The sequence below is a fragment of the Burkholderia cenocepacia genome (genome assembly GCF_014211915.1).
Classification (GTDB): domain Bacteria; phylum Pseudomonadota; class Gammaproteobacteria; order Burkholderiales; family Burkholderiaceae; genus Burkholderia; species Burkholderia orbicola.
On sequence record NZ_CP060040.1, the window covers coordinates 536,885 to 557,119 of the forward strand.

General features: G+C 68.1%; 15 protein-coding genes. 8 read left to right on the top strand and 7 right to left on the bottom strand.

Going from position 1 to position 20,235, the window contains the following annotated elements:
* Positions 1 to 6 precede the first annotated feature (6 nt).
* The 7 genes from SY91_RS18945 (at position 7) to SY91_RS18975 (ending at position 11,313) form a co-directional block, all read left to right on the top strand.
* Entirely contained in the window at positions 7 to 1,422 is a 1,416-nt protein-coding gene (locus tag SY91_RS18945; protein WP_023477240.1) for a circularly permuted type 2 ATP-grasp protein, read from the top strand.
* A 64-nt stretch (positions 1,423 to 1,486) separates the two neighbouring features.
* Positions 1,487 to 2,428: an alpha-E domain-containing protein gene (locus tag SY91_RS18950; protein ID WP_011547955.1), complete on the top strand. Its 942-nt coding sequence runs from the start codon at positions 1,487 to 1,489 to the stop codon at positions 2,426 to 2,428.
* Between the two features lie 8 nt (positions 2,429 to 2,436).
* The gene (locus SY91_RS18955; protein WP_023477241.1) at positions 2,437 to 3,456 is read left to right on the top strand and encodes a transglutaminase domain-containing protein; all 1,020 of its coding nucleotides are present in this window, start codon (positions 2,437 to 2,439) and stop codon (positions 3,454 to 3,456) included.
* 93 nt (positions 3,457 to 3,549) lie between these two features.
* Positions 3,550 to 6,963, top strand: a complete 3,414-nt coding sequence (locus SY91_RS18960) for a DUF2126 domain-containing protein (RefSeq protein WP_023477242.1) — start codon at positions 3,550 to 3,552, stop codon at positions 6,961 to 6,963.
* A gap of 214 nt (positions 6,964 to 7,177) precedes the next feature.
* Positions 7,178 to 9,784, top strand: a complete 2,607-nt coding sequence (locus tag SY91_RS18965) for a circularly permuted type 2 ATP-grasp protein (protein WP_012338361.1) — start codon at positions 7,178 to 7,180, stop codon at positions 9,782 to 9,784.
* The gene (locus tag SY91_RS18970; protein ID WP_023477245.1) at positions 9,778 to 10,863 is read left to right on the top strand and encodes a transglutaminase N-terminal domain-containing protein; all 1,086 of its coding nucleotides are present in this window, start codon (positions 9,778 to 9,780) and stop codon (positions 10,861 to 10,863) included. Before SY91_RS18965 ends, SY91_RS18970 begins: the two co-directional genes overlap by 7 nt.
* 177 nt (positions 10,864 to 11,040) lie before the next feature.
* Positions 11,041 to 11,313 (top strand): hypothetical protein, encoded by a 273-nt coding sequence (locus SY91_RS18975; protein ID WP_027807048.1) that lies wholly within the window; start codon positions 11,041 to 11,043, stop codon positions 11,311 to 11,313.
* Between the two features lie 59 nt (positions 11,314 to 11,372).
* On the opposite strand, the gene pip is transcribed toward SY91_RS18975, so the two are convergent.
* Complete coding sequence (gene pip / locus SY91_RS18980; protein ID WP_023477246.1) at positions 11,373 to 12,305, bottom strand: prolyl aminopeptidase; 933 nt, start codon at positions 12,303 to 12,305, stop codon at positions 11,373 to 11,375.
* A 323-nt stretch (positions 12,306 to 12,628) separates the two neighbouring features.
* On the opposite strand from pip, the gene SY91_RS18985 reads away from it, so the two are divergent.
* Positions 12,629 to 13,780: an acyltransferase family protein gene (locus SY91_RS18985; RefSeq protein ID WP_023477248.1), complete on the top strand. Its 1,152-nt coding sequence runs from the start codon at positions 12,629 to 12,631 to the stop codon at positions 13,778 to 13,780.
* Positions 13,781 to 13,809: 29 nt separating this feature from the next.
* Here the strand turns inward: SY91_RS18985 and SY91_RS18990 are convergent, their stop codons facing one another.
* The 6 genes from SY91_RS18990 to SY91_RS19015 all read right to left on the bottom strand — a co-directional run bounded on the left by SY91_RS18990 (position 13,810) and on the right by SY91_RS19015 (position 20,219).
* Complete coding sequence (locus SY91_RS18990) at positions 13,810 to 14,631, bottom strand: hypothetical protein (protein ID WP_023477249.1); 822 nt, start codon at positions 14,629 to 14,631, stop codon at positions 13,810 to 13,812.
* Positions 14,632 to 14,753: 122 nt separating this feature from the next.
* Entirely contained in the window at positions 14,754 to 15,326 is a 573-nt protein-coding gene (locus SY91_RS18995; RefSeq protein WP_077232693.1) for a hypothetical protein, read from the bottom strand.
* 201 nt (positions 15,327 to 15,527) lie between these two features.
* Complete coding sequence (locus SY91_RS19000; RefSeq protein WP_023477251.1) at positions 15,528 to 16,592, bottom strand: 2-aminoethylphosphonate aminotransferase; 1,065 nt, start codon at positions 16,590 to 16,592, stop codon at positions 15,528 to 15,530.
* Positions 16,592 to 17,773 (bottom strand): phosphonopyruvate decarboxylase, encoded by a 1,182-nt coding sequence (aepY, locus tag SY91_RS19005; RefSeq protein ID WP_023477252.1) that lies wholly within the window; start codon positions 17,771 to 17,773, stop codon positions 16,592 to 16,594. The genes SY91_RS19000 and aepY overlap by 1 nt, the downstream gene beginning before the upstream one ends.
* Entirely contained in the window at positions 17,770 to 19,455 is a 1,686-nt protein-coding gene (gene aepX, locus SY91_RS19010; protein WP_023477253.1) for a phosphoenolpyruvate mutase, read from the bottom strand. Before aepX ends, aepY begins: the two co-directional genes overlap by 4 nt.
* Positions 19,452 to 20,219, bottom strand: coding sequence for an NTP transferase domain-containing protein (locus SY91_RS19015; protein ID WP_023477254.1), 768 nt, complete (start codon positions 20,217 to 20,219; stop codon positions 19,452 to 19,454). Before SY91_RS19015 ends, aepX begins: the two co-directional genes overlap by 4 nt.
* Positions 20,220 to 20,235 lie beyond the last annotated feature (16 nt).

Here is a 20,235-nt window from a genome sequence, read left to right on the forward strand (position 1 = left end):
AGATCGATGAAGCCATTCGATGAAATGCTGCAATCCGGCGACATGGTAAGGGCGCCTTACGCGCGCCTGAAGCAATGGCTCGACACGCAGAATCCTGCGAGCCTCGCCCAGAAGGCCCACGACGCGGAAGGCGTGTTCCGCAAGACGGGCATCACGTTCGCCGTCTACGGCGACGCGGAGGCCGCCGAGCGGCTGATTCCGTTCGACATCGTCCCGCGCATCATCTCGGGGGCGGAATGGAGCCGCCTGTCGCTCGGCATCGAGCAGCGCGTGATGGCGCTGAACGCGTTCCTCGACGACATTTACCACCGTCAGGAAATCGTGCGCGCGGGCATCGTGCCGAAGCACCTGATCGCGCACAACGACGCGTTCATCCCCGAGATGATCGATTTCCGGCCGCCCGGCAACGTTTACACGCACATCATCGGTGTCGACATCGTGCGCACCGGCGAGAACGCGTTCTACGTGCTGGAGGACAACGCGCGCACGCCGTCCGGCGTGTCGTACATGCTGGAAAACCGCGAAACGATGATGCAGCTCTTTCCCGAGCTGTTCCAGCAGGTGAAGGTGCGCCCGGTCGAAACCTATCCGCAGATGCTGCGCCAGTCGCTCGCGGCCGTGTGCCCGCCGGGCGGCAATGCCGACAACCCGACCATCGCGGTGCTCACGCCCGGCATCCACAATTCCGCGTACTACGAGCATTCGTTCCTCGCCGACCAGATGGGCGTGCACCTCGTCGAAGGCAGCGACCTGCAGGTGATCGACGGGCGCGTCGCGATGCGCACGACCGAAGGCTTCCAGCCGATCGACGTGCTGTACCGCCGCGTCGACGACGCGTTCCTCGACCCGCTCACGTTCCGCCCGGATTCGGTGCTCGGCGTGGCCGGCATCATGGACGTGTACCGCGCGGGCAACATCACGATCGCGAACGCGCCCGGCACCGGCATCGCCGACGACAAGGCGATCTACTCGTACATGCCGGAGATCGTCGAGTTCTACACGGGCCGCAAGGCGCTGCTGGAGAACGTGCCGACCTGGCGCTGCGGCGAGGCCGACAGCCTGAAGTACGTGCTCGCGCATCTCGACGAACTGGTCGTGAAGGAAGTGCACGGCTCGGGCGGCTACGGGATGCTGGTCGGGCCGTGCGCGTCGAAGGCCGAACTCGAGGCATTTTCCGCGAAGCTGCGCGCGCGTCCCGCGAATTACATCGCGCAACCGACGCTCGCGCTGTCCACGACGCCGATCCTGACCGACGCCGGCCTCGCGCCGCGCCACGTCGACCTGCGGCCGTTCGTGCTGGTGTCGGACCGGATCCGCATCACGCCGGGCGGGCTCACGCGCGTCGCGCTGCAGGAAGGATCGCTCGTCGTCAACTCGAGCCAGGGCGGCGGCACCAAGGACACCTGGGTGCTGGCCGACTGAGCCGGGCACGACCGCGCGCGCCGGAGCCGGCGCGCGAACCGAACGAAGACGGAGTGGACACGAGATGCTTCTGGGACGTACTGCAAGCGGCCTCTACTGGATGTACCGCTATATCGAGCGCGCGGAGAACATCGCGCGGATCGTGGATGCCGGGCTGCGGATGGCGCTCACGCGCACGGCCGACGCGCCGGCCGAATGGTCGTCGGTGCTCGTCAGCTCGGGCGCCGACGACGGCTATCGGGAGAAATACGACGCGTATGCGGCCGACACCGTGACCGACTACCTGCTGCGCGACCGCGACAACCCGTCGAGTGTGCTGTCGTGCATCGAGGCCGCGCGCTCGAACGCGCGGATGGTGCGCACGGCGCTCACGCGCGAGGCGTGGGAAAGCGTGAACGGCGCGTGGCTCGCGTTGCGGCGCGCGTTGGCGCAGCCGGTGCCGGAAAGCGAGCTGCCGGCCGTGCTCGACGAAGTGAAGCGCGAAACCGCGCTGATCCTCGGCAGCTTCTACAGCACGATGCTGCGCAACGAGATCTTCGATTTCGCGCAGATCGGCGCCTTCATCGAACGCGCGGACAACACCGCGCGGATCATCGACGTGAAGTATCACCTGCTGCTGCCGTCGGTGTCGCACGTCGGCACGATCCTCGACAACTACCAATGGGAGACGATCCTGCGCTGCGTCGCCGCGCACCGTTCGTATCGCTGGGTGTACGACGTGCAGTACAAGCCGCTGAACATCGCCGACTACCTGATCCTGAACGGCCGCATGCCGCGTTCGCTGCGCTATTGCTACGGACGCGTCGTGTCGAGCCTGAACCTGCTCGCGAAGGATTACGGCGTGACACACCCGTGTCACGACACGGCCACGAAGATTCTGCAACTGCTGTCCGATACCTCGGTCGAGCGGATCTTCAAGAGCGGCCTGCACGAGTTCCTGACCGACTTCATCGGCCGCAACAACAGCCTCGGGCTCGAAATCGCCCAGGCTTACAACTTCGACTGAGACTTGCCATGCGACTCGCCATTCGACACATTTCGCGTTATCAGTTCGACGATCAAGCCAGCCATGCGCTGCAACGGCTGCGCCTGCGCCCGCAGTCGGGCCCCGGTCAGACGGTGCGCGCGTGGCAGGTCACGATCGACGGCGTCGAGCCGACGCTGTCTTACGCCGACGGGCTCGGCAACCGGATCGATCTCGTGCGTCATGATCGCGGCGCGAAGGCCGAGATCGTCGTCGTGGCGGCCGGCGTCGTCGAAACGCAGGACCGCGCGGGCATCATCGGGAATCCCGAAGGCTATGCGCCACCGTGGATCTTCGAGCGCGAGACCGCGCTCACGAAGGCGGGCGAGACCGTGCGCGAGCTCGCTCAGGCGCTGCCGATCGAGCCGCACGGCCTCGACGCATTGCACTGGCTGATGACGGAAGTGCACGGCCGCATCGCGTACGCGCCGAACGTGGCGGCCGACGCCGCCGTCGATGCGGAAACCGCGCTGCAAAGCGGCGAGGGCACGAGCCGCGACCATGCGCACGCGTTCATCGCGGCCGCCCGCGTGCTGAAGATCCCCGCGCGCTACATCTCGGGCTACGTGCTGGCCGACAGCGCGATGCAGCGCATCGCCGACGCGAAGCAGAACGCGGGCGACGTCGAGGAGGAGGAAGCGCTCGCGCTGCAGAGCGGCGACGGCATGCAGCAGGTGCTCGGCGCGTCGCATGCCGCGCAATCGCAATCGCAGTCGCAATCGCAAGGGCAGTCGCAGTCGCAATCCCAGGGGCAGTCGCCGACGGCGCTCGGCGCGCAGCCGCAAGCCACGGCGCTGTCGCAGCAGCCGGCCGGCCACGCATGGGCCGAGGCCTATGTCGAAGGGCTCGGCTGGGTCGGCTTCGACCCGTTCATGAACCGTTGCCCGGACGAACGCTACGTGCGCATCGCGGTCGGCCTCGACCATCGCGACGCGCAGCCGGTGACGGGGCTCGGCGCGACGGCCGTCGGCGTCGAGATCAGCGTCGTGCAGACGCCGGAACTCGTCTGACCCGCGGCACGCCTTCGCCGCATCCGCCATGCCGGGCCGCCGCGTCGACAGCGACGCGGCGTGCGCGGCCGGCCCAACCCGACTCGAGCTCCCATGTCCATCCACGTCGCGCTGCATCACACCACCCGCTATCGCTACGACCGGCTCGTCAACCTCGGCCCGCAGGTCGTGCGGCTGCGGCCCGCGCCGCATTGCCGGACGCCGATCCTCGCGTATTCGATGACGGTCGAGCCCGCGCAGCACTTCATCAACTGGCAGCAGGACCCGTTCTCGAACTATCTCGCGCGGCTCGTGTTTCCGGAGCGCACCGAGCACTTCGAGATCACGATCGATCTCGTCGCCGAGATGTCGGTGTACAACCCGTTCGACTTCTTCCTCGAAGCGAGCGCGGAGCAATACCCGTTCAGCTATGACGACGCGCTGAAGACCGAGCTCGCGCCGTATCTCGCATGCGACCCGCAGACGAGCGCCGCGCCGCTGTTTCGCGCGTATCTCGACGGCGTGGACCGCACGCCGGCGGGCACCACGAACTTCCTCGTCGCGTTGAACCAGCAGCTCCAGCGCGACATCGGCTATCTCGTGCGGATGGAGCCCGGCGTGCAGACGCCCGCGCAGACGCTCGAGCTTGCGTCCGGCTCGTGCCGCGACAGCGCGTGGCTGCTGGTGCAGCTGTGCCGCCATCTCGGCATCGCTGCGCGCTTCGTGTCGGGTTACCTGATCCAGCTCACGCCCGACGTCAAATCGCTCGACGGCCCGAGCGGCACGTCGGTCGATTTCACCGACCTGCACGCGTGGTGCGAGGTCTACCTGCCGGGCGCCGGCTGGATCGGCTTCGACCCGACGTCCGGCCTGCTCGCCGGCGAAGGGCATATTCCGCTTGCGTGCACGCCGCAGCCGACCAGCGCCGCGCCGGTCGAGGGGCTGATCGACGAGTGCGAGGTGTCGTTCGAGCACGAGATGAGCGTGACGCGCGTGTACGAATCGCCGCGCGTGACGAAGCCATATACGGAATCGCAGTGGGACGCCGTGCTGGCGCTCGGCACGCAGGTCGACGGCGCGCTGGCCGCCGGCGACGTGCGGCTCACGCAGGGCGGCGAGCCGACCTTCGTGTCGATCGACGATCGCGACGGCGCCGAGTGGAACACCGATGCGCTCGGCCCGACCAAGCGCGGCTATGCGACCGAACTCGTGCAGCGGCTGCGCGCCGAATACGGCGAAGGCGGCTTCCTGCATTTCGGGCAGGGCAAGTGGTACCCGGGCGAGCAACTGCCGCGTTGGGCGCTGTCGATCTTCTGGCGCGCGGACGGCCAGCCGGTGTGGCGTGATCCGTCGCTGTTCGCCGACGAGCGCGAGCCGTCCGCGTACACGACCGGCGACGCGAAGCGCTTCATCGATGCGCTCGCCGCGCGGCTGAACCTGACCGGCGAATTCATCCAGCCCGGCTACGAGGATGTCTGGTACTACCTGTGGCGCGAGCGCCGGCTGCCCGTCAACGTCGATCCGTTCGACGCGCGCCTCGACGACGAGCTCGAACGCGCGCGGCTGCGCAAGGTGTTCGAGCAGCAGCTCGACAGCGTGGTCGGCTACGTGCTGCCGGTCAAGCGCACGGACGACACGCCCGGCCTCGACGGGCCGCGCTGGCAGACGGGCCCGTGGTTCTTCCGCGACGAGCGGATGTACCTCGTGCCCGGCGATTCGCCGATGGGCTATCGGCTGCCGCTCGATTCGCTGCCGTGGGCGGCCCGCGCCGACCATCCGTATCTCGTCGAGCGCGATCCGTTCGCGCCGCGCGACGCGTTGCCGGACGCCGCCGCCATGCGCGCCCGCTACGCGGGCCCGGCCGACGCGCCGCGCTATCTGGCCGGCGTGCATCGCGAAGCATCCGCGCAGACGGTGATGCAGTGGCGCGACGATGGCACCGCCACGCGCGGCCGACCGGGCGCCGCGGACCCGCATCGCCGCCCCGAGCGCTTCGAATCGGCCGCGTGGATCACGCGCACCGCGCTGTGCGTCGAAGTGCGCAACGGCATCCTGTACCTGTTCATGCCGCCGCTTGCCGCGCTCGAGGATTATCTGGAACTGCTCGGCGCGATCGAGCTGACCGCGCAGGCGCTCGGCGTGAAGCTCGTGCTCGAAGGCTATCCGCCGCCGCGCGACGCACGGCTGAAGCTGCTGCAGGTGACGCCCGATCCTGGCGTGATCGAGGTGAACATCCATCCGGCCGCGAGCTTCGACGAACTCGTCGACCATACCGAATTCCTGTACGACGCCGCGTGGCAGTCGCGGCTGTGCAGCGAGAAGTTCATGGTCGACGGACGGCACGTGGGCACGGGCGGCGGCAACCACTTCGTGCTCGGCGGCGCGACACCGGCCGACAGCCCGTTCCTGCGCCGCCCCGATCTGCTCGCGAGCCTGATCGCGTACTGGCACAACCATCCGTCGCTGTCGTACCTGTTCTCGGGGCTGTTCATCGGGCCGACGAGCCAGGCGCCGCGTGTCGACGAGGCCCGCAACGACCAGCTCTACGAGCTCGACATCGCGTTCGCGGAGATCCAGCGCAACAAGCTGCTGTTCGGGCAGGACATGCCGCCGTGGCTCGTCGACCGCGTGCTGCGCAACCTGCTGATCGACGTGACGGGCAATACGCACCGCAGCGAGTTCTGCATCGACAAGCTGTATTCGCCCGATTCGTCCACCGGCCGGCTCGGCCTGCTCGAACTGCGCGCGTTCGAGATGCCGCCGCATGCGCGGATGAGCATCGTGCAGCAACTGCTGCTGCGCGCGCTGGTCGCGCGCTTCTGGGCCGCGCCGTACACGACGCCGCTCACGCGCTGGGGCACCGCGCTGCACGACCGGTTCATGCTGCCGGAATTTCTTCAGATGGATTTCGACGACGTGCTGGCCGAGCTGCGCGACGCCGGTTTCGCGTTCGATCCGGCGTGGTTCGCGCCGCACTTCGAATTCCGTTTCCCGCTGTTCGGGCAGATCGCGGTGAACGGGATGGAACTGTCGCTGCGCGGCGCGCTGGAACCGTGGCACGTGATGGGCGAGGAGGGCGCGGCCGGCGGCACGGTACGCTACGTCGATTCGTCGGTCGAACGGCTCGAAGTGCGCGTGACGGGGCTGAACGACAACCGGCACGTCGTGACCGTCAACGGCCGCGCGCTGCCGCTGCAACCGACCGGCACCGTCGGCGAATACGTCGCGGGCGTGCGCTACAAGGCGTGGTCGCCGCCGTCGGCGCTGCATCCGACCATCGGCGTGCACGCGCCGCTCACGTTCGACATCGTCGATACGTGGCTGCAGCGCTCGCTCGGCGGCTGCAGGTATCACGTCGCGCATCCGGGCGGGCGCAACTACGCGACGTTCCCGGTCAATGCGTACGAGGCCGAGAGCCGCCGGCTCGCGCGCTTCGTCGAGATCGGGCACACGCCGGGCCGGATGGACGTCGCGGCTGCCTCACCGAGCCGCGAATTCCCGTTCACGCTCGACTTGCGGCGGCCGTGAACGATCGATGACGGGGCGGACGACGATGCGCGGTTCGCGACCTCCGGGCCCACCGGCCGGTCGCGGCGCCGCCGGAATGCTAGGATGCGGGCAGATTGCGGCTCCGCACCGCGGCTTGCCGCCCGAATGGCGGCGTGCATGCGCGGCCGCACCCTGACGACGGAACGATATCGTGCCGCCCATTGACCTCGACCATCCCGCCGCCTTCGACGCGATGCCCACGCTTTTCGATACCGGCGCGCAGCCGGACGCCGCCGAACTGGCCGCCGCGCTCGCGGCGCCGGCCGCTGCCGGCCGCTACGACGAACTGCGCGGCAGCGCGGCCGGCCTGAACGCGCCCGCGCTTGCGCCCGCGTGGCGCAGCTTCTTCACGTCGATCGGCAGCGACGGCGTGGCCGACCTCGATCGCCGCGCCGACGCGCTGCACCGGCGCATGCGCGAGAACGGCCTGTTCTACCAGTTGCACGAGCAGCGCGCCGGCGACGGCGCGGTCGGCCCGTGGTCGCTCGACCTGCTGCCGCTGATCGTCACGCCCGACGACTGGGTCGCGATCGAGCGCGGCGTGCTGCAGCGCGTGCGGCTGCTCAATGCGACGCTGGCCGACCTGTACGGGCCGCAGACGATCCTGGAGCGCGGGCTGCTGCCGCCCGCGCTCGTCACTGGCCACCCCGGCTACCTGCGTGCGATGCGCGGCGCACACGTGCCGGGCGATACGTGGCTGCACGTCGTCGCGTTCGATCTCGCGCGCGGCCCGGACGGCCAGTGGCGGATCGTCGCGCAACACACGCAGGGCGCGGCCGGGCTCGGCTACCTGCTCGAGAACCGGCTGATCGTGTCGCGGCTCTTTCCGCGCGGCTTCCGCGGACTGCGCGTGCAGCGTCTCGCCTCCGCGTACCGCGCGCTGCTGCAAAGCATGCAGTCGCTGAGCCCCGCCGCGAAGAATTCGCGGATCGTGCTGCTGACGCCGGGGCCGCACAGCGCGACCTATTTCGAGCATGCGTATCTCGCACGCTATCTCGGCCTCACGCTCGTCGAAGGCGGCGACCTGACCGCGCGCGACAACCGCGTATTCCTGAAGACGCTGAGCGGGCTCGAACCGGTGCATGGCATCCTGCGGCGCGTCGACGACGCGTGGCTCGATCCGCTCGAACTGCGGCCCGATTCGATGCTCGGCGTACCGGGGCTGTTGCAGGCCGTGCGCGCGGGTAACGTGCTGCTCGCGAATGCGCCGGGCTCGGGCTTCCTCGAATCGCCGGCGATGCTCGGCTTCATGCCGCGTCTCGCGGAAGGCCTGCTCGGCGAAACGCTGACGTTGCCGGCCGTGCATTCGTGGTGGTGCGGCGAGGCGGCCGCGTGCGACGACGCGCTGCCGCGGCTCGCGCGCAGCATCGTCAAGGCATCCTATCCGCCCGACGTGCAGGAGAACGGCGCATTCGAACCGGTGATCGGCGCACGGCTCACGCAGGCGCAACTGGCGGAATGGCGCGCGCGGATTCTCGCGCGGCCCGAACATTACACGGTGCAGGCGGATCTGCCGCTGTCGCAGGCGCCGACCTGGCCGCGGCCCGATGCGCCCGACGGCAACGACAGCGCGCGGATCGTGCCGAAGCCGCTGCTGCTGCGCGTGTTCGCGCTCGCCGACGGCGCGCAGCGCTGGCGGCTGTTGCCGGGCGGGCTGTCGCGGGTCGGCACGCGCGACACGCTGTTCAATGCGCCGATGCCGCATGGCGGCAGTACCGTCGATACGTGGGTGATGACCGAGGGCATCGTCGATTCGACGACGCTGCTGCAGACGCACCTCGGCCCCGACGATCTCGTCGAGCGGCCGCGCGCGATCGCGAGCCGCGCGGCCGAGAACCTGTTCTGGCTCGGCCGCTACACCGAGCGCGCGACCAACCTGATGCGCCTGGCGCGTGCCGCGCTCGAACGGCTGCGCGGCGAGGACGACGTCGACAGCCCCGCGCATCTGGAGCTGATCGACACGCTGTGCCGCGACACCGGGCTGATCGCGGCCGACGCGCCGAACGCCGTCGATGCGCCGCGCGCGTTCCAGCATGAGCTGGCGACGTCGCTGACGCGCGGTGCCGACCGCACGTCGGGGATCGCGTCGTGCCTGTTCGGCATGCGCGGCGCGGCGGCCGCGATCCGCGAGCGGCTGTCGAGCGATCAGTGGCGGCTGATCGACGACGCGACGCAACTGTTCGCGGACAGCGCAGGGCAGCCGGAGGCGGAGGAGCAGATCGGCAACGAGGCTCTGCAGCTGCTGGAACGTCTCGGCCTGCTGCTCGGCGCGATCACCGGCGCGCAGACCGACAACATGACGCGCGACGACGGCTGGCGCCTGCTGTCGATCGGCCGGCAGATCGACCGGCTCGACTTCCTGTGCAGCGTGCTGAAGTTCGCGTTCGACGAAGGCGCCGTGCATCGGCAGGACGGCTTCGAACTCGTGCTGGAACTGTTCGACAGCACGATCACGTTCCGCTCGCGCTTCCAGCGCGGCTTCGACGTCGCGCCGCTGCTGTCGCTCGTCGTGCTCGATACCGACAACCCGCGTTCGCTCGGCTGGGTCGTGCAGGCGCTGCGCGGCCGGCTGACCAAAGTGGAGCGCAGCGAAGGCTATGCGCTGTCCGAACTGGCCGAGACGGTGCCGGACATCCCCGCGTGGTCGCTGCACGAGCTGTGCGAGACCACCGAAGGCGGTCGGCACGACAAGCTGCTGGCCGCGCTCGACACGACGGTGAAGGCGGTCTGGGAGCTGTCGAACCGGATCGGCGAGCGCTATTTCAGCCACGTGCGCGAGGCGGGCAGGACGCTATGGTGACGACGAAAGGCGCGCCGAAAACGCCGGCCGGTGCCGGAAGCGCACGGCAGGCGCCGGCCTCGGCTCCCGTTCCGGCTCCAGCCCAGGCCCAGAGCCAAGGCCAGGCCGCAACGAACGCACCGGCCGCCGTCGCACCGGGCCGGTTGCTGCGCGTCACGCACGACACCGAATACCGTTACGCGGCACGCGTCGAATCGGCGCAGCACCAGGCACGCCTGCAACCGCTCGCGACGCCGCGCCAGCAGGTGCTGTCGTTCTCGCTCGACATCGAGCCCGCACCGGAATCGGTCTGCACCGAACTCGACGCGTTCGGCAATGCACGTGCGTCGTTCGCGCTGAACCTGCCGCACGACACGCTGCTGGTACGCAGCCGCAGCACCGTGCGCGTGACGCCGCCCGCGTGGTCGCTCGGTGCCCGCGGCGAGCCGCCGCCCGCGATCGCGAACCCGGACGCCGCGCAGGCCACCGCGTGGGAGGCCGTGCGCGACCGCTTGCGGTTCCGCGCGGGGCAGCCTTACGACCCGGCGAGCGAATTCTTGTTCGCATCGCCGCACGTGGCGTGCGACCCCGAACTCGCTGCGTACGCGGCCGCGAGCTTCACGCCGCAACGGCCGCTGGTGCAGGCGGCGTGGGATTTGATGCGGCGCGTGCATGCCGATTTCGCGTACACGCCGAACAGCACCGACATCACGACGTCGGCGCTCGACGCACTGCGGCTGCGCAAGGGCGTCTGCCAGGATTTCGCGCACGTGATGATCGGTGCGCTGCGCTCGCTCGGGCTGGCCGCGCGCTACGTCAGCGGCTACCTGCTGACGCAGCCGCCACCCGGCCAGCCGCGGTTGATCGGCGCCGATGCGTCGCATGCGTGGGTCGAGGTGTACGACCCGGCGTGGCCCGAGGATGGCGGCTGGCTGCAACTCGATCCGACCAACGATCGTGCGCCGGGCGACGACTACGTGATGCTGTCGATCGGGCGCGACTACGCGGACGTGACGCCGCTGCGCGGCGTGATCCGCGGCGGCGGCGCGGATCAGGAGCTGAAGGTCGGCGTGACGGTCGAGCCGCTCGATGCGGCTTGAGGGCGCCGCGGGTCGCGCTTACACGCTTTAAGTCTTCGTTAATTCTGCACGCCTAGCATGGTGATGCCGGCGAACGATTCGGACCCCGGTCCGACGCGCCGGCGGCACGCGCGGGTGCGTCGACGTCACGGCGCCGCGCCGTCGCGCGTCGCCATTTCCATGCAACGGCGGCAGACCATGATCAAGCACTTCGACTACACGCTCGGCAACGAGACGATCGCGCTTTGTGCGAGCTTCGGCGCGGGCCCGGCATTCCGCCGCGTGCTCGTGAGCCGCGCGGATTCGATGGAGACGCTCGTGGTGCTCGACGCGCGCGGGCTGTCAGGCTTGCTGAAGGTCGCGACCGAGGAACCGGAAGGGCTGCTCGACGACGCGATCCGCAAGGTCGGCGACGAACAGCTCGTCGAGCAGGCAATCAGCGGCCGGACGATCGTCGAAGCCGCTTTGTGATCGCGCGGCGCGTGAGCGTGCCGGCAGGCACGGCTGCACATGCCGCGTTGTTCCGTTGCTCAGGCGGCGAACCGGTCCGTCGCCGCGATCAGCGCTTCGAGAATTCCCGGTTCGTTGTACGCGTGTCCGGCACCGGGCACGATTTCGAACGTCGCCTCCGGCCACGCCTTCGATAGCTCCCACGCCGTGCGTGCAGGTGTCGCGATGTCGTAGCGGCCCTGCACGATCACGCCCGGAATGCCGGCGAGCCGATGCGCGTCGCGCAGCAACTGGCCTTCCTCGACGAAGCCCTTGTTCACGAAGTAATGGTTTTCGATCCGCGCGAACGCGAGTGCGTAATGGCCGTCCGCGAAGTGCGCGGCGAGCGCGGGGTCGGGCAGCAGCGTGATCGTGCGGCCTTCCCAGATGCTCCACGCGCGCGCGGCTTCGAGCTTCGCGGCTTCGTCGTCGCCGGTCAGCCGACGATGGTAGGCGGCCATCAGGTCGCCGCGCTCGGCTTCCGGAATCGGTGCAAGGAAGTCTTCCCAGTGATCGGGGAACAGCCACGACGCGCCTTCCTGGTAGTACCACAGCAATTCCGCGCGACGCATCGTGAAGATGCCGCGCACGATCAGCGCGCTCACGCGTTCGGGGTGCGTCTCGGCGTACGCGATCGCCAGCGCGCTGCCCCACGAGCCGCCGAACACCAGCCATTGCTCGGCGCCGACCATCTCGCGCAGGCGTTCGATATCGGCGACCAGATCCCATGTCGTGTTGTTCTCGAGGCTCGCGTGCGGCATCGAGCGCCCGCAGCCGCGCTGGTCGAACAGCAGGATGTCGTAGCGCTCGGGATCGAACAGGCGGCGATGGTCGGGGCCGCAGCCGGCGCCGGGGCCGCCGTGCAGGAACACGGCGGGCTTGCCGGCCGGGTTGCCGCAGCGCTCCCAGTAGATGCGGTGGCCGTCGCCGGTGTCGAGGTGGCCGTGGGCGTAAGGTTCGATCGGTGGGTACACAGGCAGGCTCCGGGTGAGGGGCGAGAGGGGGCGGACGACGCGCGGGCCGGTGTGCGGGCGGCAAGGTACTGCGAAGCGTGCTGCGCCGCAAAATTCGTTGCGTGGGCATCGGACCGGCCGCCGCCGGACAAGGCTTGTCATTATGCCCATTCACCGCGCCGGACGTCGGCACGTTGTGGCAGGGCGTTCGTCGCTGGCGGTATGTGCTCCGCGGATTTTTGAAGCAATTTCATTCCGATATTTTTCATACAAAATCCCGGCGGCAGGTCGATCGGGCCGCCCGCCAACCCCTGTTTCTCCACCGTGCCAACGGAAACCAGCCGATGAACCATCGCGTCACGCAGTTGACCGGGTTGCGCGCCGTCGCGGTCGCGATGGTCGTTGCCGGTCATGCCGAGCATGTGCTGCCCGGCGGCTATACGGGCTGGTATGCGCCGTTGCGGCTGATCGCCGACGGCCGGCTCGGCGTGCTGATCTTCTTCGTGCTGAGCGGTTTCCTGATCACCAACGTGCTGCGCGCCGAGTTCGCGCGCACGGGCGGTATCGCGTTGACGTCGTTCTACGTGCGCCGCGCACTGCGGATCTGGCCGGCTTGCTACGTGTATCTCGCGGCCGTCGCGATCATGGCGTTCGCCGGCGGGTTCGACGTCGATCGCCGGCAGTGGCTCTATGCGGCGCTGCATCTCTGGAATTACTCGGCATGGTTCGGGCTGACTGGCGACAACGCGCTGCATCCGGACGGCGCGTGGTACCTCGGCCATTTCTGGTCGCTCGCGCTCGAGGAGCAGTTCTACTGGTTCTGGCCGCTGCTGTTCGTGTTCGGCATCCGGCGCGCCGGCACGCGCTGGCTGGCCGCGTTGATCCTGACCGTGCCGCTGGTGCGCGCCATCACGTATTTCGTTGCGCCGACGCTGCGCGGCCAGCTCGGGATGATGCTGCACACGGGTGTCGATCCGATCCTGATCGGCTGCTATGCGTCGCTCAACCGCGAACGGCTCGAAGCGTGGATCGGTTCGTGGCGCGGCGAGGCGCGCATCGTGACGGCGCTCGTCTTCGTCGTGCTGCTCGGCATGCCGCTCGCCGAACACCGGCTCGGCGGCTTCTGGAATGCGACGTACGGCGTGACGCTTGAAGCCGCGCTGATCGCGATCGTGATCGTCGTGCTGAATTTTCGCGGCGAGTTCTGGTGCGCGCGCTGGCTGCGCGCCGGGCCGGTGGTGTTCGTCGGCACGATTTCGTTCAGTCTCTATCTGTGGCAGCAGCCTTTTGCGAACCCGGGCCTGCCCGTGCCGCATGGGTTTCCGCTCGGCATCGTGTGGGCGCTGATGGCCGCGACCGCCAGCTATTTCGTCGTCGAGAAACCGTTCCTGCGGCTGAAGGATCGCTATACGGCGCGCGAGGCGCGACGCGTGCGGGACGACGCGTTGCGGATGCCGGCGCCGACCGAGGCGATCGGGCCGAAGGTGGTGGAGTAGGCGGGCGGGGCGGCGTCGCGCCCGCGGCATTACTTGAAGCGTTGCATCGCGGCCTGCGAATACCAGAAGTTCCGGAACATGTCGATTCCATAGGACTTGCCGTCGTAGTGGACGATCGTGCGCGCCGTGCGCTTGCCCGTATCCGAGTAATCGCCGTTCTTGCGCTGCGTCTTCGTGATGTGCGCGGTGATCGACAGGTCGGCGAAGCCGTGGCTCGACGTTTTCTCGACGGCGATCGTCATGCGGGCCTCTTCGCTGCGCGCATCGCCTGTACCTGGGCCGCAGGCGTCGCCTTCGACGCTGACCCAGCCGTACAGATTCGTGCCGAACACCGAGCGGATACGGCCGCCTTCACGCACCCACAGTGTCAACTCTTCACTGGTGCTGGCATCCGGGCAACTCGGCCCGCGCGCGCTGCTCGTAAACACAACGCCGAACGCGCGCACGTCGGGCGACAGACGGTAGGGCGCCGTGTCGATGCGATAGCTGTTCTCGCCGATCTCCGTCGCCGCATCTTCTTCGACCACCGACCGATCGGCCGCCACGACCTTGCCGCCTTCGACGAGCGCGACGACCTGCAGCTTTTTGCTTTCGTCCGGGTTCTTGCTCATCGGCAACGAATCGAACGCGACGGCCGCGATCGTTGTGTCAGGGGCGTTCGGCATGGCCTTGCACGCCGACGCGACGACGAGCCGGTCCGCGTCGCGCGTGGCGATGCGTGCGCTCGCGATGCCGGCCCAGCGGGCGACGGCCGTGACGGTTTCGTCGTCGCAAGGAGGATTGTCGGCGGCGTGAACAGTAGGAGCGGCGGCCAGCGCGAGCAGTGGGACGAGGCGAAGGCGTGCGGCCATGGGCATCATTGAAACAGTGTCGCGGGTTTCAAGGGAGGGCGCTCGCCGGCCTGAAGCCCGCTTTCCGAGCCGCGACGATCGCTCGTCGCTTTTCGGCGAGGGACGGACATCGCGTGATGCGCTCATTGCTTCTGCTTCGCTGCGACAGGTGTATCGCTCGTCTGTAGTCCATGCCGCCGAAGGACGATGGAAACGATCGACCACATCTGATTGTTGACTTGCTGAGATAGCGTGGCCATATAGTGCGTCGTATCGCTGTCTCGCATCGCGATCGTCCACCTTTGCATGACCGGATCCTGAAGCATTGCGATGAGATGCCGGAGTTCATCGTCCGAGAATCTTGCGTTCTTGATGAAACGTCTTGCCAGAAGCGCCTGCTCGCCGTATCCGGATCGGATTTTGTTCGAGATGATTTCATCGACGTCGGCGCGGACGGATTGCCAAGTATTGGCCGGAACATCTGCATTGAATCGCTTGGACGCATCGATCAGATAACCGGCCATGGTCTTTTCCATGCTGGCAGGATCTCCACGCTCGGTCAGCGCGACCGCTTGATCGATCAGGGCCTCGGTCGCGGCGTCGCTCTGCGCGGCGTGAGCGTGCCCACTCGGAAAGACGACGAACAGCGATGCCGCGATGACTCCCGCTCGGGAGAAGGCGACACGATTCCTGATCATGGACTTCCAGTCGTTCATTGTGGGAATTTGCATTGCCCTACACGTTGTGCGGTGAATTAAAAATTCGAGGATGCGTGATGGAGGTGCGACCGCGGGCAAATTCTACACACGATGTCCCATTTGACCGAACCCGAACGCGCTGTCTCACATCCGCCGGGAACCCCGCACAAATGAAAAAGGCCCTTGCGGGCCTTTCGTCGACGAAGTTACAGACAACGCTTACCGCGTCAGCGCCGTAAACCCTTCCAGCAACCGCTCGACATCAGCCGCCTGAATCGCGCCCATCGTCGAGATCCGGAACAGTTCCTTCGACAGCCCGCCTTGCCCCGCGTAAATCACGAAGCCACGCGCCTTCAGTCCGTCGTGCAGCGCTTCATACGTCACACCCTGCGGCAGCCGATACGCACGCAGCACGACCGACGACGCACCTTCCGGCAGCACCAGCGGCATCCCGCGCGCGGCAAGCCCGGCTTGAGCCTGATCGGCAAGCCCCTTGTAATGCGCATGCCGCGCACGCCAACCGCCGGCCTCATCAAACTCACGCAGCGCCTCGACGAGCGCGTAATACGCATGTACGGACGGCGTAAACGGCGTATTTCGCTGATCCTGCAGCTTCGCGAGACGACCGAGATCGAGGTAATACGTACGGCTCGCCGCTTTCGCGAGCGCGCTGCGGCGCACGATCACGAACGCCGCGCCCGGCACGCCGTGCAGGCACTTGTTCGCGGTCGCGGCAACCGCATCGATGACGCCGCCTGCAAAATCGATCGCTTCCGCGCCGAAGCTGCTGACGCCGTCCACGAGCATCTTCACGCCGCGCGCACGGCACACTTCTGCAATCGCGCCGAGATCGTTCAGCCGGCCCGTCGTCGTTTCATGATGGATCACCGCGACGTGCGAATACCCACCCGCATCGAGCTTCGCCCCGATCTGCGCGAGATCGGGCGCCTGCATCCATTCATGCTTCAACACGTCATGCGCGATGCCGTACTGCGTGGCGATCTGCGTGATCCGCTCGCCGTACACGCCGTTCTCGATCACGAGCAGCTTGCCGTCCTGCGGCACGAGCGCCGCGATCATGCTTTCGACGGCAGCCGTGCCCGAGCCCGTCATCAGCACGGCGGCCCATTCGGCCGGATCGAGTTCGTACGCGGCGACGAGGCGCGCGCGCGCTTCGTCCTGCAGGTCGAAGAATTCGCTTTCGCGATGGCACAGATCGGGTTGCAGCAGGCTGCGGCGCACGCGTTCGGAGAGCGTGACCGGGCCGGGGTTCAGCAGCAGCATCAATGGGCTCCTTCAACGTGGGCTTCGGTCTGCGCGGCGCCGATGTGCCGCATCAGACGGGTCTTGACCTCGACCGGCGTGACGGTCGGGCGGGGCAGGCCGTCGGGTACGCCCGTGCGGATCGCCACGCGAACGAATTGCGCACCGTCACTCGTTGCGGCGAGCGTCGCATCGAGCACGTCGAGCGTATCGCCTTCGACCGCCGACGCGTAGCCGCACGCGGCCGCGACACCCGCGAACGACACGTGCTGCGACACCGTCGCCTGGCCGCCCGTCGATTCGTGCGCGCCGTTGTCGAGCAGCACGTGCGTGAGATTGGCCGGGCCGTAGGTGCCGAGCGTCGCGAACACGCCCATGCGCATCAGCGCGGCGCCGTCGCCGTCGACGGCCACCACGTGCAGGTCGGGGCGCGCGAGCGCGAGGCCGAGCGCGAGCGGCGTCACGCAGCCCATCGAGCCGACCATGTACAGCTGGTTCGGGCGATCGTCGAGTGCGTAGAGCTCGCGACCGCAGAAACCGGTCGACGCGAGCACGACGGTCGAATCGACCGGCGTATGCGCGATCACGCGCTGCAGCGCGTCGTGACGGGTCGGCCACGCGTCGGTCGATGCGGCGTGCGACGCCGATTGCGCGGCGACGTGCGCACGCGGCTTCGCGGCCGGGTTCGCCTTCAGCTCATACGGCGCGACGCTGCCTTTCTGCATCACGAGCGCGTACGGGCGGCCCGTTTCGTCCATGTGCGCGATCGCGCGGTCGAGTGCCGGGCCGACCTGTTCGGGGTCGGTCGGGAACGTCTCCCACGGGATCTCCATCGTGTCGAGCATCGCGGGCGTGATCGGGCCCATCAGTGCGTGCTGCGGCTCGTCGGCCACGCCCGGCTGGCCGCGCCACGTGACGATCAGCAGTTGCGGCAGGCGGAACGTCCACGTGAGCGACGTGAGCGGGCTCACCGCGTTGCCGAGGCCCGAGTTCTGCATCATCGCGATCCCGCGCTTGCCGCCGAGCGTCGCGCCCGCGATCAGCGCGACCGCGTCGCCTTCGTTCGCGGCCGACACATAGTGCAGCGTCGGGTCCTGCAACACGTAATTGATGAACGGCGTCAGGTACGAGCAGGGCACGCCCGCGTACCAGTCGAAGCCGCGTTCGCGCGCGGCTTCGACGAACTGGGCCGCTTCGATCATTGCGCGCCCCCGTTGCCGGTGCCCGGTTCCGACAGCGGCGTCTGGCCGTGCGCGAAGTCGCCCGCGCGGCGGAAGTCTTCCAGATCGTTGACGCCGCGCCAGTGGCCGTGCACGTACTGCACCTCGATCTTCTCGCCGGCGGCGATCAGTTCGTTCAGCAGCGACGGAATGTCGAGCGTGTCGAAATCAGGACGCGCCTGCAGCGTCGCGAGCATCGCCTTCAGGCGATCGACGCCCGCGCCGCGCACGTTCAGCAGGCCGATCCAGCGGCCGTGCGGCGTGCCCGTGGCGACGTCGCTCGACACGCGTTGCAGGTAGGTCTTCTGGCCGAACAGGCCGCGATCGTCGGCCGCCGAGCAGAGGGCGAAGTCGCGCACGCTCTGGTTGGTCTCGGTGAGCGACGAATCGACCACCACGCTGAACTCGGCCTCGCTCTCCGCGAGGTCGCGCACGATGTAGCTGCGGAACAGCAGGTCGCCGTACGAGATCACGGTGTCGCCGGTCAGGCGTTCGGCCGCGCAGGCGAGCGACGCGAGCTCGCCCGTTTCCGCGTGGCGTTCGTTGACGACGAGCTTGATGCCCGACGTGTCGATCGCGTCGGCGCGATAGCCGCCGACCACGGTGATGTCGTTCACGCCGTGCGTCTTGAAGCCGTCGACGAGCCAGCGCAGCAGCGGCTTGCCGGCGACCGGCAGCATGACCTTCGGCTTGTCTTCGGTCACGGCTTCGAGGCCCTTGCCGCGGCTCGCGGCGAGCACGATCGCGGCATTCGACGCGCGCGACGACGACGACAGGTAGATCCGCTCGGCGGCCGAGTACTCGTCGGCGTCCTGCAGGCGGAAGATCTCGTTGACCGATGCCACGCGGTCCTCGACGTTGATCAGCGTTTCGCTCTCGTGGATCTCGCGCGCGGTCGCCTGCATCGCGGATGCCGACGCGCGGATCAGGTGGTTCGCCCAGATCACGGTGCTGATGCCGGCCTGGCGGAACACGTCGGTCGGCGTGCTGTAGTACTTGGTCGGCACGATCACGAGCGGTGCCTTGCCGCTCCATTCACGTGCGAACTGCAGGATCTCGTCGGGGCGCGACAGCTTGCTGTGAATCAGGATCGCGTCGGCGCCCGCTTCCGCATACGCGTTCGCGCGGCGCAGCGCCTCGTCCATCCCCCAGCCTGCGATCAGCGCCTCGACGCGCGCGACGATCGAGAAGTCGGGATCGGTCTGCGAATCCTTGCCGGCCTTGATCTTGCCGCAGAACTCGTCGATTTCCGCGAGCGGCTGGCGCTCGCCGCCGATGAAGCTGTTCGTCTTCGGGAACTGCTTGTCCTCGATGCACACGCCCGCGATGCCGCGCTGTTCGAGCTTCTTCACGAGGCGGCGCACGTTGTTGAAGTTGCCGTAGCCGGTGTCGCCGTCGAGCAGGATCGGCAGGTCGCTCGCGTCGGCCATGAATTCGAGCACGTCGACGACCTGGGTCCAGCTCGCTTCGTTGTTGTCGCGCACGCCGAACTGCGCGGAGATCGCGAGGCCCGAGGCCCAGATGCCCTTGAAGCCGGCCTCGCGGACGATCCGCGCGGACAGGCCGTTGTGCGCTTCCATCAGGAATTCGAGATCGCTGCTGACGAGCATGCGGCGTAGGCGCGCGCTGCGTGATTCGGTGAAGTTGGGTTCGCGTGCGTTCATCGTGCGGCTCCGGCGGTGGTGCGTTGAATCAGGGGAAGAATGTCTTGCGTCGCGCGTGCGACGTCGTTCGGGAAATCGATCTCGATCCACGGCAAGCCGGTGACGTCGGCGACGTCGAACGAATGGCCGCCTTCGAGCAGCAGGTCGCGCACGGCTTCCTCGTGCGGCATGTTCGCGCGGCCGCTGTCGACGTAGCCCGCGACGAGGGTCGCGAGGCGGCGCGCGGTGCCTTCGGTGAAGCGGAAGAAGCCGACCGATTCGCCGATCGTGTCGTAGTCGAGGTCGATCGCGAGCTGCTTGCGCAGCTCGACCGGCACGCCGTTCTTCAGGCACAGCTTGACGGGTTCGTCGCCGGCCTCGAAGTCGCGGTCGATCAGCAGGCGGTCGACCGACTTGTCGGCGTCGGCCACCAGCGCGTGCAGGATGTTCTCGTCGTACAGCACGTCCGCGTCCATCAGCAGCACGTCGCCGCCGCGTGTCATCGCATCGGCGACGGTATGCACGGTCAGCACGCTGCCGAGGTCGTAGCGGTCGTTGATCACGATCTCGGCGGTGCGGCCGAGGCGCTTCAGTTCCTGCTCGACCTTCTCGTGCTGGAAGCCGAGCCCGAGCACGATTTCATCGACGCCCGCGGCGTCGAGCACGCGCAGATGGCGCTCGAGCAGCGACACGTCGTCGAAGCGCAGCAGGCACTTCGGGAACTGCGCCTCGGGCGGTTGTTGCAGGCGCAAGCCGAGGCCTGCCGCAAGAATGATGGCTCGCATGGGTTCTCCAACCAAA